Source organism: Gottfriedia sp. NPDC057948 (assembly GCF_042887255.1).
Taxonomy (GTDB): Bacteria; Bacillota; Bacilli; order Bacillales; family Bacillaceae_G; genus Gottfriedia.
In genome coordinates this window covers 111540-126034 of the sequence record NZ_JBHVPN010000008.1, presented here as the reverse complement: position 1 = coordinate 126034, position 14495 = coordinate 111540, and the positions used below count along the sequence as shown (strand labels likewise).

Annotated in this window: 11 protein-coding genes; 5 read left to right on the top strand and 6 right to left on the bottom strand. The window is 31.5% G+C overall.

What is annotated here, in order from left to right; genetic code table 11:
- Positions 1 to 466 precede the first annotated feature (466 nt).
- Together ACFVRR_RS14225 and ACFVRR_RS14220 are read left to right on the top strand one after the other, a co-directional pair.
- Positions 467 to 1492, top strand: coding sequence for a glycosyltransferase (locus ACFVRR_RS14225; protein ID WP_387329559.1), 1026 nt, complete (start codon positions 467 to 469; stop codon positions 1490 to 1492).
- Between the two features lie 122 nt (positions 1493 to 1614).
- On the top strand, positions 1615 to 2475 hold the full coding sequence (locus tag ACFVRR_RS14220; protein WP_387329556.1) for a PIG-L deacetylase family protein: 861 nt from the start codon (positions 1615 to 1617) through the stop codon (positions 2473 to 2475).
- Between the two features lie 739 nt (positions 2476 to 3214).
- On the opposite strand, the gene ACFVRR_RS14215 is transcribed toward ACFVRR_RS14220, so the two are convergent.
- The gene (locus ACFVRR_RS14215) at positions 3215 to 3553 is read right to left on the bottom strand and encodes a DUF3889 domain-containing protein (RefSeq protein WP_387329553.1); all 339 of its coding nucleotides are present in this window, start codon (positions 3551 to 3553) and stop codon (positions 3215 to 3217) included.
- 163 nt (positions 3554 to 3716) lie between these two features.
- Between ACFVRR_RS14215 and sleB the strand changes: the two genes are divergently transcribed.
- Entirely contained in the window at positions 3717 to 4535 is an 819-nt protein-coding gene (gene sleB / locus ACFVRR_RS14210; protein WP_387329550.1) for a spore cortex-lytic enzyme, read from the top strand.
- 15 nt (positions 4536 to 4550) lie between these two features.
- Positions 4551 to 5876: a germination protein YpeB gene (gene ypeB, locus ACFVRR_RS14205; protein ID WP_387329714.1), complete on the top strand. Its 1326-nt coding sequence runs from the start codon at positions 4551 to 4553 to the stop codon at positions 5874 to 5876.
- A 57-nt stretch (positions 5877 to 5933) separates the two neighbouring features.
- Here the strand turns inward: ypeB and ACFVRR_RS14200 are convergent, their stop codons facing one another.
- The 5 genes from ACFVRR_RS14200 to ACFVRR_RS14180 form a co-directional block, all read right to left on the bottom strand.
- Positions 5934 to 10856, bottom strand: a complete 4923-nt coding sequence (locus tag ACFVRR_RS14200; protein ID WP_387329547.1) for a DUF4132 domain-containing protein — start codon at positions 10854 to 10856, stop codon at positions 5934 to 5936.
- A 13-nt stretch (positions 10857 to 10869) separates the two neighbouring features.
- Entirely contained in the window at positions 10870 to 11289 is a 420-nt protein-coding gene (locus tag ACFVRR_RS14195; RefSeq protein ID WP_387329544.1) for a hypothetical protein, read from the bottom strand.
- A gap of 219 nt (positions 11290 to 11508) precedes the next feature.
- Complete coding sequence (locus ACFVRR_RS14190; RefSeq protein ID WP_387329541.1) at positions 11509 to 12288, bottom strand: undecaprenyl-diphosphate phosphatase; 780 nt, start codon at positions 12286 to 12288, stop codon at positions 11509 to 11511.
- Between the two features lie 89 nt (positions 12289 to 12377).
- Positions 12378 to 13283, bottom strand: coding sequence for a beta/alpha barrel domain-containing protein (locus ACFVRR_RS14185; RefSeq protein ID WP_387329539.1), 906 nt, complete (start codon positions 13281 to 13283; stop codon positions 12378 to 12380).
- Between the two features lie 279 nt (positions 13284 to 13562).
- Positions 13563 to 13970: a cytosolic protein gene (locus ACFVRR_RS14180; RefSeq protein ID WP_098861219.1), complete on the bottom strand. Its 408-nt coding sequence runs from the start codon at positions 13968 to 13970 to the stop codon at positions 13563 to 13565.
- A 131-nt stretch (positions 13971 to 14101) separates the two neighbouring features.
- Here ACFVRR_RS14180 and ACFVRR_RS14175 point away from each other — a divergent pair, with 131 nt between their 5' ends.
- A complete protein-coding gene (locus ACFVRR_RS14175) occupies positions 14102 to 14353 on the top strand; it encodes an alpha/beta-type small acid-soluble spore protein (protein ID WP_387329536.1) in 252 nt (83 codons plus the stop codon).
- The last annotated feature ends 142 nt before the right edge of the window (positions 14354 to 14495 follow it).

Below are 14495 nucleotides of genomic sequence, written 5' to 3'. Positions count from 1 at the left end.
TTAAAATAAATATTATCAGCGGTATTTTGTATAATCAAATTATGTACCAAACATAAAACATTAAGGTTGGTATGATGCTAATAATTAAATTAAGACATCCCTTTACGTAATAGAAGGAATTCATGTAACTTTTGTAGAAATTACTAATCGATTAATATTTAAAGTGCTTGCTTAGTCCAGACTTGACTCTAACTGATGTGAATTTTAAGGAAATGTTGAGGTACTTCCTTTTGAACAAGTAAAAAAAGTTATGGGGGAATGCCTAAGGTTACACATAGAGATGCCGAGAGGGTACTAATGAAATACTTTCCTGTAGGATAGACTAATTTATAATACAAAATTAATGTTCAATTCAGTATAAACGTTTAAAAATTATAATTGCTAATGGAAATGATTGCGAGGACGCGAATAAATGCAGATGAACTTACCTGTTATTCTAATACCAGCTCTGAGTCCAGATGATCGATTGATCCATTTGGTTAAGGAATTGAAGTCTAAATTTAATCCATATATTATAGTCGTTAACGATGGTAGCGATGCAAAGTACAATGGAATTTTTCAGAATTTACGTCAAGTAGACCGATGTACCGTTCTTGAGCACCCTCACAACCTAGGAAAAGGGATGGCGCTTAAGACGGGGATTTCATATTTTTTAAAAAATTTCTCGAATTCGGCTGGTCTTGTGACAGCAGACTGTGACGGACAGCATACACCGAAGGATATTGATCAAGTGGCAAGAGCTTTGATGGCATCGCCAGATAATTTAATCTTAGGAGTACGAAATTTTTCTGAAGAAAACATACCGTTCCGTAGTCGATTTGGAAACACACTAACTCGTTCAATTTTTAAATATCTAACAGGTTTGTCTATTACGGATACACAAACGGGCTTACGTGGAATTCCCGTTTCATATATGAATTTTTTACTTAATTTGTCTGGTGCGCGGTTTGAATATGAGTTGAATATGCTCCTGGGCTGTAAACAGCAGGGGATTGACATCAAGGAGATACTGATTGATACAATTTATTTAGATAAAAACAGCAGTTCACACTTTAATCCGCTTGTGGATTCTATTAAAATTTATTTTGTGTTCTTTAAGTTTTTATCATCATCTCTTATTTCTTTTGTCGTTGACTATGGGTTATTTGTGCTATTTATTTTTTTATTAGAACATAGAATTGGCACAAGCGCGGCTGTGTTATGGGCTGGCATTATCTCACGGGTCATTTCATCAATCGTTAATTACATATTAAATGCAAAAACCGTTTTTAAACATTCTTCAGCAAGGTCTGTCGTACGCTATTATATTTTATCAGGGATTCAAATGATTGTTTCAGCGTATGGTGTTACTTTCCTACAAGATGCCTTCCACGGCGGAGCGAGTATTTTAAAAATTGTTGTGGACTTATTGCTTTCTTTCAGTAGTTTCAAAATACAAAACGAGTGGGTATTTGAAAAAACAAAGAAACGTCAAAAAGTTAGCAAAGCATAAATTTATTCAGAAAACTAATTAGAATTTTTTTGAATTAGGCGAATCAAGCTAAACGATTCGCTTATTTCTTTGGTAAAGTGAGCTGAATTAATTTTCAAAGTCAAAAGAAAGGTAACAGTTATATGGTAAATAAAATTATTAGACGGATTTTGATTGTGTTGTTCACTATTTTAATAATACTAACTATCGGACTCGGGTTCGTACATAACCTAATTTTAGATAAAAAAGCAGTTGTGACAAATTCTCTGATTCCGAAAGATTCACCAAAAAGAATGATGCTTATTTTTCCGCATCCAGATGACGAAATTACCGTTTCTGGAGAAGTTTTTCGTGAGATTCACGAAGAAAACGCCAAGGTAACGATGGTTGTTTTGACGGAAGGAGAAGCGGGAAAAACAGGTGGTGTAGTCTCGAAAGATAAGCTCGGAAAAGCACGCGAGAAAGAAGGAGAGCTTGCAGCAAAAACACTAGGCGTAACACCAGTTCAAGCAACTTTCCCAGATGCCAAGCTTTCTGAAGTCAATCCAATCGAGTTGAAAAACTACATTTATCAACAAATAAAAAAATATAAACCTACGACGATTCTCACTTACGATGATGTTGTGGGATATTATGGGCACCCAGATCATATTTTTGCGGCAAAAATGGTTCGAGAAGTGTTTCGTGAGCATAAGGACGATTCGTCTTTTTCTGCTAAAAGATTATACATGGTGACACTGCCACCGAAAGTCTGGGATGGTCTTTCAAAGTTTGGAAAGAAACTTCAGGAAAAATATCCACTTAGGGAGAATCAAAGACCACCGACACCAACTAATGCTGTGATTGTTAAAGACTATGGTAAGAAGATAGATGAGTTAGCAAAGGGATACAAAACGCAGCAGCAGGCTGTAGATGCATTGCTTCCAGGGCATCGGCAGATTCCTTATTGGATTTATTTTAAGGTGCTAGATCGGGAGTATTTTTATTTAGCTGAAGAGAATTAATGCTTTGGGTTGTGTAGTTTGTAAAGTTGACGCGAAAGATTTTTGTTATTTAGTAAAAAAGCTCCCGAAGTTGATTTCGGGAGCTTTTTTCATGATTTGAGAGTTATATTAATTGAAGCACATTTTGAGAATAAAAAAATTTCATACGAACTAAATATAATTCGAAGTAAACAAAGTGTTGTCTTTGCACAGTAGGGTAGTAAAAAATAGCAATCCTTATGTTAATGATTTTTTCTAGTTTACATAATATATATTATAGGAAGTTGAAGTAAAAACACTATTTCCCATCTCAATAAGCAAGTATTCTTAGTGTTTTGAGATGAAATGGAAAAATTCAACAATTTGAATAATCAGATCAAAAAAATTAATTTATTTTAAATACTAATTAATTTAATAAGTAATAATTCTATATTGTAATTTAATATATGAGTAAAAATTAATAAATAAAAAATTCTTCAAAAAATAAAAATTATATTAGTTAATTTGTTTTAGTTTCTACAGCAATTCAAACTTTTATTGTTTGTTTATTTCACTCACTAATTGTGTTGAATTTTTTTTATTTCAATTACCGTTCCATCATTAAAAATAATATTTCTAACCCTTAATAAGCTCTATTTTTAAAATCATATATCCTTTAATATTAATACTCTCCTTTAAAATTTCTCCATGTGATATCTCTCGCAATGTGTGTTCCAATAAAAAACATCACTTTTAAGCGATGTTTTTTAAAGTTAGTTACTTAACGATCCGTTTCAGTATATGTAATTCCTAAGTATCTTTGTGTTCTTGGTTCAAATTCTACATTTACATATACCCCGAATTCCCTGCTTCCATCTTTTGATCTTAACCATAATTTGAATTTTTCTACTGAGACTGTTGGTGTTTTTTGTTCTCTACCAATGTGTAAATAATCTATTACATCCGCTTGCGGATATCTTTGGATTGTTGTCTCAACTGCAATTTTCCCCCATTTAGCATATGGAGGCTCATAAACTGGTTGTGCAGTAGCTGGGTTTACTTTGCAAAAAATACAAAATAAGAATGAGAAAATGAAAATGGCTCTAAATGTTCTTTTCATAATACCTCCTCCTTTTTGCTCCTATCCTTACTATTCGACCCCTCTGCGCTATCTATCCGTTTCTTGTTTGTGCAATTTATATCAGTTTTTACGCTTTTTACTAATAAAAAGAAATTTTTTACAAATAGTAATCCTATATGTATTTGAATAAGGAGGATTTATTTTGCAAAAGAATTTTCACTTTAAAACTGCATTTATTATCTTATGCATAATATGTATTTCACTGATTACTTTAAATATTTACTTACCCCCTAAAAAAGAAGTTAATGCCTTTAGTAGTCAAGTACTCAGCCGTGGTTCAACTGGCGATGATGTTAAGGAGCTTCAAGAGCGACTAATATTTATAGGATTTCTTGACGATAATCCTGATGGAGTTTTTGGCTGGAATACTTACTGGGCTCTTCGTAATTTTCAAAAGGAATTTGGTATGAAGGTTGATGGAATTGCAGGTACCAAATTAAAAGAAAAGCTTACGAAGGCTACCAAAAATTATAAAGGTACTGCATCAAATAACACAGCAAATAATAATACATCGAATAATAAACCAGCTAAACCGAATACAAATAAACCTAATAATTCGAATTCAAAACCAAATAATAAACCGATTGCAAATGCCCCGAATGGTTATACAGATAACGATATAAAATTAATGGCAAATGCAGTATATGGAGAATCACGTGGTGAGCCATACATTGGTCAAGTTGCTGTTGCTGCAGTCATTTTAAACCGTTTAACGAACGCTTCTTTTCCAAATTCAATAGCAGGTGTCATTTATCAACCAGGTGCTTTTACAGCTGTAGCTGACGGTCAAATTAATTTAACACCTAATGCACAGGCTAAAAAAGCAGTAATTGATGCAATAAATGGCTGGGATCCAACTACAGGATGTATCTATTATTACAATCCTAAAACAGCTACAAATCAATGGATTCGTGGCCGCCCTATTATCTTAACTATTGGTCAACATATTTTTTGTAAATAATTGTAGTGAGGTGTCATTATGAAAGGTAGTTGGATTGTTGCAGGTGCTTTAGCAGCCGCTCTAATCGGAACTGGTTATTGGGGATATACGCAAAATCGCGATCTGAAAGAAATGAATTTAAAAGCCGAAAATAATTATCAAAGAGCTTTTAATGAACTAACATTTGATATGGATTTATTACACGATAAAATCGGTACGACATTAGCAATGAATTCAAGAACGTCTCTCTCCCCTGCTTTAGCAGATGTATGGCGTCTCTCGATTCAAGCTAAATCAGATATTGCACAGCTTCCACTAAAATTTGTGCCTTTTGATAAAACGCAGGCCTTTTTAACAGGAGTCGGAAATTTTAGCTATAAAACAGCGGTTCGGGATTTAAATAAAGAACCTTTAACTGCAAAAGAATATAATAATTTACGTAATATCTATTCAACAGCTGAAAAAATTCAAGATGGATTACGGAATGTACAAACAAACATCATGAATAAGAACTTAAGCTGGATTGATGTTGGTCAAATAGCTGAAGAAAAAGAAGCACCTCGAGACAATAGTATCATAGATGGTTTTAAACATATTGAGCAAGTAAAAGCAACTACAGACAATGATTTCGGTCCTACGTTTTCAAATGGTCAAGAAGAATCTAAAGGCTTAAAGAAGTTAACTGGTAAAAAAATTGATGAAAATGAAGCTAAAAAAATTGCTGAAGACGCTGTACCGCTCAAAAATGTAACGAAAATCCAAGTGACTAGAAGTCAAAGCGATAATAAACGATTTGAACCTTTTTACTCAGTTTCGATGGCTCACAAAAACCCAGTAGCTGATACGTATATGGAAATAACTGAAACTGCTGGCTTGCCAATCTTCTTTATTACAAATAGACCAATATCGAAACAGCAAATCAGTTTAGACGATGCAGTGAAAAAAGGTTTAAGCTATTTAAATTCAAAAAACTATAAGAACATGGAACTATATGATAGTTCACAATACGATACGATTGGCGTACTTCAAATGGTTAAATCAATTGATGACGTACGCATCTATCCAGAAGCAATTCAATTAAAGGTTGCATTAGATAACGGTCAAATCATCGGATTTAATGCTAAAAACTATATTACGTCAAACCATGTACGTAAAATCCCTACTCCTAAGCTTACACTTGAGCAAGCAAAAGCAAAGCTTAATAAAAATGTTAAAGTTGAAGAAGAACGTTTAGCTGTTATCTTAAATGATTTTAATAAAGAAGTTCTTACTTATGAATTTTTAGGTACATATAATCACGATACATATGATATCTTTATAAATGCAACGACTGGTGATGAAGAAAAAGTTAAAAAACTTTGAGTAATATCAAAAAAGCACAGGTTTATTACTTCCTGTGCTTTTTTATGTAGAAACGATTTAATTTAATTGCATTAATATGTTCGGATCTTTAATTTTTTGATCCTGAGCTAATAAAACAACTTTTGATAAAATTTCGGCTGTTTTTGGATCCTCATCAATAAATGGTAAAAAGATTTTCCCTCTATGCTGTGAATGAACTGGGATAATATATAAAGCTCCTTTCGCATTCTTATAAGTGTTTCCACTTCCAAGATGTACGTTGTATTCACCAAGTTTTCCATATATTTTTGCATGATTTTGAGAGAAATCAACATTTGAGATTTTCATTAATCTAAGTGACTCATGAATAATTGCTTTTCGCATCTCAATGGTTGAAAAGCTTGCCTCGGGATCTACTCCTCCAACATGAGCTATACTTACAACCAAATCAACATCTCTCATAACCTCAGAGAAAATAATAGTCGGTATATCCTCAATTGAAATGTTTTCATATGTTTTACGATTAATAAATTCTATGGTCTCTAATGTAGGTGCTTCAACATCAGATGGCGAAAACCAATCCGCTGCAGCATAAATCTTAACAATAATATTTTCCTTATAAAAAACCTTCTGTAATCCCTCTTCGTAACTTGCTGTCCATACACGGCTTTTTAATAACGACACGGTTTTTCTTGGTTGTACCTGATGCCCTTCATATCTTCTCGAAATTTTACCATTTGCTAATTCATCAATAGTTGGTAAATATAATTCTCGGAAAACTTGTTTAAAAGGTTGAACGATTTTATTTTCAAAAATAAATTTTTGACATTCACTCCACATACCGCTCTTATATAAATGTGTAGGATGTGCAATTTTTAAGAAATCCGAACCGCTTAGTTGATATTCGTTACCATTTGGACTTATCAGCTTGTTATCTTCAAAAAATCCAATTTTATTTTCCTTCACAAATAAAAGCTTACTCATTAGTTGTTTTACAATCATATTTTTAGTCAAATTATCTAACTCTTTAACTGTAAATATCGTTTCTGAAACCATCGATTTTTCTAACTCAGTTTTTGCTCTTCTTAATTGATCTTTAATTTCTTTCTTTACTTCAGTCAATTTCAAAATATACTCATGCTTTTTATATTTAGCTGGAATGGATTTTAAAGCTTTGTCGTTTTTATCAATGATGAAATTAACTGCCCCTTTTTCATTTAATTCAAGTCTAATCATTAGTTCATCAATCTTTTTGGGCTCAAAATAGATGATATATTCCTCCGCCTTTTTAGATTCCAAATCCCATGTCATTCGAATGGTATCTGAATAGCCAGCATTTCTAGCTAGATTTCCTAATGCAATTTCGACTATTTTCGCTTCACTAGCTCTTCTTTGGGCTCCATACTGTTTGCTTTCCTTTAAAAATTGTTGAATAAATTCATAGCGAATAACTAAATCTTTTGTAGTTGAATTATCTAAAGGAACTAAACTATAGCATAATAAGTGCTCTTTATTTCGTTTATCGACTACAGAAGTCTTTAGATTTTCTAAATTTAATTTTCCTAGAACAGCATCAGCAAATAATTGTGATCTACGGTGATTTGCCCCTCCTGAAATATATTTGGCGCAATCGTAAAGGATCTCAAAACGTTCTGATCCTAACTCTTTATACGCCTCAGTAAACCAATTAATGTCAAATGCACCATCATTAAATTGAATAGGCTCAATTGGAGAGTAATGTGCGACGATCGCAGCCTTTTTATCCTCAAAATCTTCGTTAATATGTGCATGGAAATACCATGCAGCACTTTTTAACCCGCTCCAATTTAAATAGTAAGAAACGAGATCAAGCCATTGCGGCGCATACATCGCAGCTTCAAGTAAACGTTTTTCTGATATTTCTTTATCATTTAATAAGTTAAATAGGATTTCAACATGATCATGTTCATTCGGATAACATGCTCTTAACAATGAACTCAACGATTCTTTCTTAGAAATTTCTTCACCACTTGCGTAAAAATATCCTCGAACAAATCCTTCATCGCCAAGCCTTTCAAGAATTTGAACAAAGTAAGAAGTACCTTCAAAATAATCAATCCCACCAGCAAAATTCGATACACTTGTTGCTAAATCTCCCCGCTTTAATTCAATCTCTAAAACCTTTTCTAGTATTTTTTTTGCTATTTTAGCGATTTCAGGGTATTTCTTTACTAATTCACTGTTTTCAACATAGATTTCCCTAAAGAATTTAGTTCGTTTTGGATCACTCAGAATTTCTTTAAGAAGCTCATTTTCATCTATTACATTTAAATTGTAAGCACGTATTAAATCTTCTGGTGAGTTTTTAAATAAACGCTTTTTACAGTAATGGTAAAGATAATTTTTATATTCATAGTACTTAATAAATGATTCATCGTCATAAATTGATTCTTCTAACCATTCAATTAACGACTCAGACAAATAATCATAAATCTTAAGCCAATTTGATCCATCTGCAATGAGTATTGAAAACGACTTTAGTTGATTTAATAGATAATGGAATTTATCTTCTTTAGGCAGATCATTAAAATATGCTTCGATAATACTTCTAATTTGTTGTTCGTAATTCAGCTCAACAAACGTTTTGCCTACTTTTTTTAAGCTCGAAATAGGAAAAAATGAAGTAAGTAAGTCTTTCTGACGGCTATTTAATGGAGTAAGATTTTCTTCATCAGTTAAATCATAATTTCGATACTTATAATCCCAAGGGCTAAATGTATGATCGTAGTAATTTACTAAGTCTTGTCCATTTAAATAAAACCATAATTCAATTATTTGGTTGGTACGAAGACCACTAGAAATCAAATAGTTTTTCCAAACATCAGGTAAAGGTAATTGATCTATCATTTTTAAGTCATCTGATTTATAATGTCTTATCATCTCTATATGACTACCTAATAAAACGAATTCTTTCTGTCCATCCCAATATTCGATTTCAAATTCATAATCTTTATTTTCATGTATTAGCTCTGTTAAACCATTTAGAAAAGATAAAATTGTCGCTTTATTAAGTGTAAACCATTCTTTTTGTTGGTATGATTTTTCAATTTCAAGCTTTCGAACTGGCCTAATTTTACTTGGGTCATATAAACCAAATCCATTTTTTTCGTTCCATTCTTGCTTTGTTAATTTATCAATCTGCAACCGCTCATTTTCCGTTGGATTAGAAATTAAATGGAGTAATTCCTTATATTGATCAAAGTTGGATTTGTGTACGTTATGTTCTTTCGTTTGGTTTACAATATCCAATGCCCCAAGACGTTGTTGAGCTTTCTTACTACTCAATAAACGTTTTAACGATACCTTTAACTGTTTGTCCTTAAGCTTTAATAGTAAATGGATTGCTTCTTGTCTAACTAATGGTGTTTTAAGCGTAAGTAATGCCTCAATTCGTGCGATATCAGAGTCGTTAAAAGACGTTATTTTTTTAATTTTAGCTATAGCATCTTCTCTTATTAATACACTTCTATCTGATAAAGCATTAAAAAGATATTCCTTTTGAGTTGGGTCATCAATATTTACGATAAAATAGTCTAAGAACTGAGATCTAGTTTCAGCGCTCATATATTTTTTGTACTCCATTAGTTGAGCAATCCAATTATGATCTAAATCATACGCCGTTAAATAGATTAAAATTTGAATAATCGTATCCGGTGAATATGTTATTTCCATCTGTTTAAATGCGCTAGAATTTAGTACTTTGTTTGCTTTAGGACCATGTTCTACGAGATTACAAAAATAATTGAACTGCTTAGTACGTTCAAGTTTATCTTGTAAAAGCGGTTCTTTATAATATAAAAATTTATTTTCATTTCCACTTAAAAAGTTATATCTCGTTGAACAACGATATGGATAATTTTTAATCGTCCAGGCTTGCAATTCTATATCTGTTTGTTCGAAATGATTAGTTAATAGAGAATAAATAAGTTGTTTATTTTCTAATTGGCCAATTAAATAATGTGCAACTACTTTTTGATAATGTAAGCCGTTTGTTAAAATCAGACTAATTTCATTGATTAAATCAGCTTCCTCATATACACCTTTAGCCCATAAAGAAATATACAGCTGATCTACATTATTTTGAGAAGTCCAATCATTTCGTATATCTTCGTTATTTAATGCTAAAGAAATATAGGTAATAACTTGATTCACGATTCTTTTATTGTTCGACTCAAATTCAACACCAGTCCAAACGGCTAGTGCTCTTACAATCGAACTAAAACGTGTTAAATTATTCTCAATAATTATTTGAAGAAGAAACTTCATTCCATCGATAGTACCTTCATCCATTGTTTCAACTATATTCTGTCTTAAGCCTTCTTGTAGACCCGCAGCTAAAAGTAATTTACCCAAATCTTCATAGCTTTCCTGTTTATGAGATTTAAACATCCCTTTAATCATCCATCTACTTAGTAAAGCCGTATTATTTTCACCGTAAATAATTTCTTTTAGTGAATTTTTTATTTCTTCATTTTTATGGTCAAGTTCATAAGCAATCAAATCACTTAATATGGAATGGTAATCATAGTCTTCACTTAATTCAGAGGGTGTGGTTAGAAGCGTTTTTAAATTCACATCGTGCTGATTCCATCGTACTAATTCAAATGATTTTTCGATCACTTTTTTTGTATGTACTGACATATCCTTCGTTCGAAAAGGTCTTCTATAATAACTTTCTGAATGTGGAAAATCAATTACATGAGCTAGAATATAATCAAATTTGTTTAATTCTTGTTCACCTAATAAAGATTTTATAATGAATCGAATAGGTTCGAAGTATTCGTTTTTAGTTAAGTTTGGATTAGCGGAAAGTAATTTTCTGATTGGGTTAACATAATCGTGATTGTAATAAGAACTACTTTTTGCACCATTAATCATTAATCTAGCAATTTTTAAATGATCTCCGTCAAGTAAATGTAATTTTTCTTCTAAGCTTTGATAATATTCTTTATATTGATTCATGTTGAATTCCTTTCTACCACATACGGCCTGACAGCATCGTTAGTTTTATAAATGTAAACTCGTCATTTTCATGTAAGTCAATGTTTTCTTGAAGATTTTCTATTTCATTATCATTTAAAAATACTTTAAATAAGCCGTCTTGGAATGCTAGTAAAGCAGTAGATATTGCTTCCTTTACATTAGCATTCGTATCATTATTGATCTTATTAAACCCAATCTTACCGACCGTTGATTTCATATTGATTTCATCCTGAGTTAGATAAGGAAGAAACGGAATTCCTATTTCTTTTTGATTAAATGAATTTACGTTTATTGAGAGTAGTTCTTGTATTAATTCTTCAAGGGTTAATGGTTTTTTTTCAATTTCAAATGGTTTTTTTTCTATAAATCCTTTTCGTCTAGATAAACTTTTTAGAGTAATAAAAATCTGCATCTGTCTTTTCTCCTGTAAGGTGATACTTTAATTTTAGTTGATAATTTGGTAACTTGAAATCTATTAATTATTAAAAATCCTTTATTTAAACAGATTTAATAAGACAACAATAGTCCTTGGCGTTTGTACCAAGGATTTAACTTCTAAATAAACATCATGAAATTTATTTAATGAATAAAAGAGCAGAAGATTCTGCTCTTTTTTTATCCATATAAAGTATTAAAATATCTTCAAATACTGAAGCACTACGATACTAACCCCTAAAAAAATAACATAATAGCCAAAAATATTCAGTGACTGTTTTTTTAATAAATTGATCATCCAACTGATGGCTAAATAACCGAATAAGCTTGCGGCTAATGTTCCAAGAAATAACGGGAAAAACGCAATTTGTTCCGCATTTCCACCAAGAAGATCTTTTCCTTGGAATACGATTCCACCTAAAATTGCAGGGGTAGATAGTAAGAATGAAAAATAAGCTGCGCTTTTTCGTTCCATTCCTTTAAATAATGCTGCAGCGATCGTTAAACCTGAACGAGAAACCGCTGGAAATATAGCAAGTGCTTGAAATGAGCCGATGAATAAGGCATCAATCCAAGTTAGCTCCTCCATTGTTTTCTTCCCTTTTCTCCTTTTATCAGCAATAAATAAAATAATACCAGTAAAAATAAACTCCCACCCAATCGTTTTACCTGAAACAGAAATCTCATCAAAAAAATCTTTAAATAATAAGCCTACAATTACAGCGGGTAATGTTCCTACAAATAGTAATAAAGTTAATTTTGAAAAAGGTTTTTTGATCAAACCTTTCCACTCTTTACTGTAAAAAACAAAAACTGCTAATAAAGTACCAATATGCATTAACGTATCTAATAATAAGCCTGCCTCATCTAACCCGAATAAATGTCTACCAATATATAAATGACCGGTACTACTGATTGGGAGAAATTCGGTTAACCCTTGAATGATGCCTAATATAATTGCTTCAAAGTTAGACATAATCAATTCTCCTTTCATTCAAATTAGTAAATTATATGCAAAAAAAATTCAATTCTTGTCCAAATTATTAAAAACAAAATAAAAAAGCATCATGTTAGATGCTTTTTGGATGGTAATCTTGAAAATAACTTACTAGTAGGATCTTCTTTTAATTGGTTTGAAATATAGTTCGTAGCATCTAGTAGTTTTACTTCATCAACATCAGTTGGAATTTCTAGTCGATGTAAAAATGAAATTAAATCTTCCGTTTCAATCATTCTATTTTGTTCATTAGATGGAAAACAACCTCCGAACCCTCCATTTGCTGATTCAAACCGCTGAATCCCATACGAAAGAGAAGTATAGATGTTAGAAATGCCGTTCCCAAAAGTATTATAAAATTGCATCGAACAACGCTCTTTCGGTATTTTTATTAATAAATCCTCCAAAAATAACATAACTTGTTGAGGTGTTACTTTTCCGACCGTATCAACAAATGATAACGCCTCCACACCATCATCTAATAAGCGCGATGCTATATCGATGGCTTTTTGATGACTCACTTTTTCATCGTGACAATCAAATACCGTTGTAATATATGCACGCGATAGCTTTTCATAATCTTTCGTTACTTTTGTCATCTCTTTTATATCTTTCAATGATTGAGTAATCGAGCAATTTTTAACTTTAACATTATATGACTCACTTGTTGAGATAAAAAAGTTAATTTCATCTGCATCTACAACAAATGCTCTCATTAAACTTCTTTTATTTGGTACTAATACTCCATATGTTAGGTGATGATCTCTTTTTAGCTTCAATACTAATTCGGTAGCTTCACTAAACTGTTGTTTATTCGGAAAATTCATTAAAGTGGATACTTCGATATGATTTAATCCACTATCAATCAGATAGTTAATCCATTGTAATTTTTGGTCAATAGATAATCGTGATCCATATTGAAAATTAATACGAGGTCCAATTTCTTTTATAAATACAGACTGTGGCAAATTCAATATGATCGACTCCTATTCTACTTTTTAATTTTTTTACAAGCTCCTCTGTAAATATCCTTGTTTAAATTTTACTTGAGTCGAAAGTTATTTATGATAGACAAAGTAGAATCCTTAAAATAAAAAAAGCTCTCGATAAAAATATCAAGTGCTTTTTTTGAAATAATAGTATTTAATTACTAACCAAAATAAATTAGTGAAACTTCCATTTTTTGCATAAATACCCACTTTCAAAGATATAAACTCGGCATTTCTTGGAAGAATATACATTTATTTGGTAATTTATACTTCTAAGTCTTCGCCTTCTTCAATTACATGGAATAATAGATGAACTAAATGATGAATTGAACTAGAAGCATCAAGTTCAACTTCTTCTTCTTCAGAAGTTTCATCAACGAATTCCAAATCATTTAAATATAAAGCCATGAATTCATAAAAATCTTTCATTGCAAATGAATAGCAAGCAACTGGATCTTCATCTTCTTCATTATATTGAAGGACTAAATGAGATACATTTCCTTCATTATCCTCTGAATCTAAAAACACAAAAAAGCCTATATTCGTATCGATTTCGAATAAATGTCTAGTTCCACCTTCAGTAGACTTATGGTATTCCTCGTCATTCAATTTTTGGATTAACATATTATCTACATTATCTTCTTTGTGAAATGTTACATTAAAAGATTTCATCATCATTCTCCTTTTATATCGATTAATCAACGCATGTCTTCATTATGTAACATTCCCTATTTTATAGCAATTATTTCCATAATTAAAAAAATCAATAAACGGGAAATCTACAACTAAAAGGAGTGGGTTTGATGAGTAGAAAAAATAAAATCTTAGTTCCTGAATCTAGAAAAGCTTTAGATGCTTTAAAAGCTAAAGTAATGCATATTTCTAATCCTGAAGATGCTAAATTCGAAGCTGCTGAAGAAGTTGGAGTTCCTTTAACGAAAGGATATAATGGCAATTTAACTTCCCATGAAAACGGTAAAGTAGGTGGCCGGATTGGTGGGAATATGGTGAAGGAATTAGTTAGAATGGCGCAGGAGAATTTGAATAAACGTTGATATACCAAGGTTATTTACTAGTAATTACATTTTGTCCTTCTCCTAAAGTATATAGTTTTACTTTCCTATATTCAACCATTAGTTGCACCATTAGACTTTTCCATATTGGTAAAAGTGCATCAAATTCTTTAGAAGCATTAAT

Bases quoted from the DNA above. Each gene is read 5' to 3' on its own strand.
- ACFVRR_RS14215 (WP_387329553.1), bottom strand. From the start codon at position 3,553: ATGAAAAGAACATTTAGAGCCATTTTCATTTTCTCATTCTTATTTTGT.
- ACFVRR_RS14190 (WP_387329541.1), bottom strand. From the start codon at position 12,288: ATGTCTAACTTTGAAGCAATTATATTAGGCATCATTCAAGGGTTAACC.
- ACFVRR_RS14195 (WP_387329544.1), bottom strand. From the start codon at position 11,289: ATGCAGATTTTTATTACTCTAAAAAGTTTATCTAGACGAAAAGGATTT.
- ACFVRR_RS14180 (WP_098861219.1), bottom strand. From the start codon at position 13,970: ATGAAATCTTTTAATGTAACATTTCACAAAGAAGATAATGTAGATAAT.
- ACFVRR_RS14220 (WP_387329556.1), top strand. From the start codon at position 1,615: ATGGTAAATAAAATTATTAGACGGATTTTGATTGTGTTGTTCACTATT.
- ACFVRR_RS14200 (WP_387329547.1), bottom strand. From the start codon at position 10,856: ATGAATCAATATAAAGAATATTATCAAAGCTTAGAAGAAAAATTACAT.
- ACFVRR_RS14175 (WP_387329536.1), top strand. From the start codon at position 14,102: ATGAGTAGAAAAAATAAAATCTTAGTTCCTGAATCTAGAAAAGCTTTA.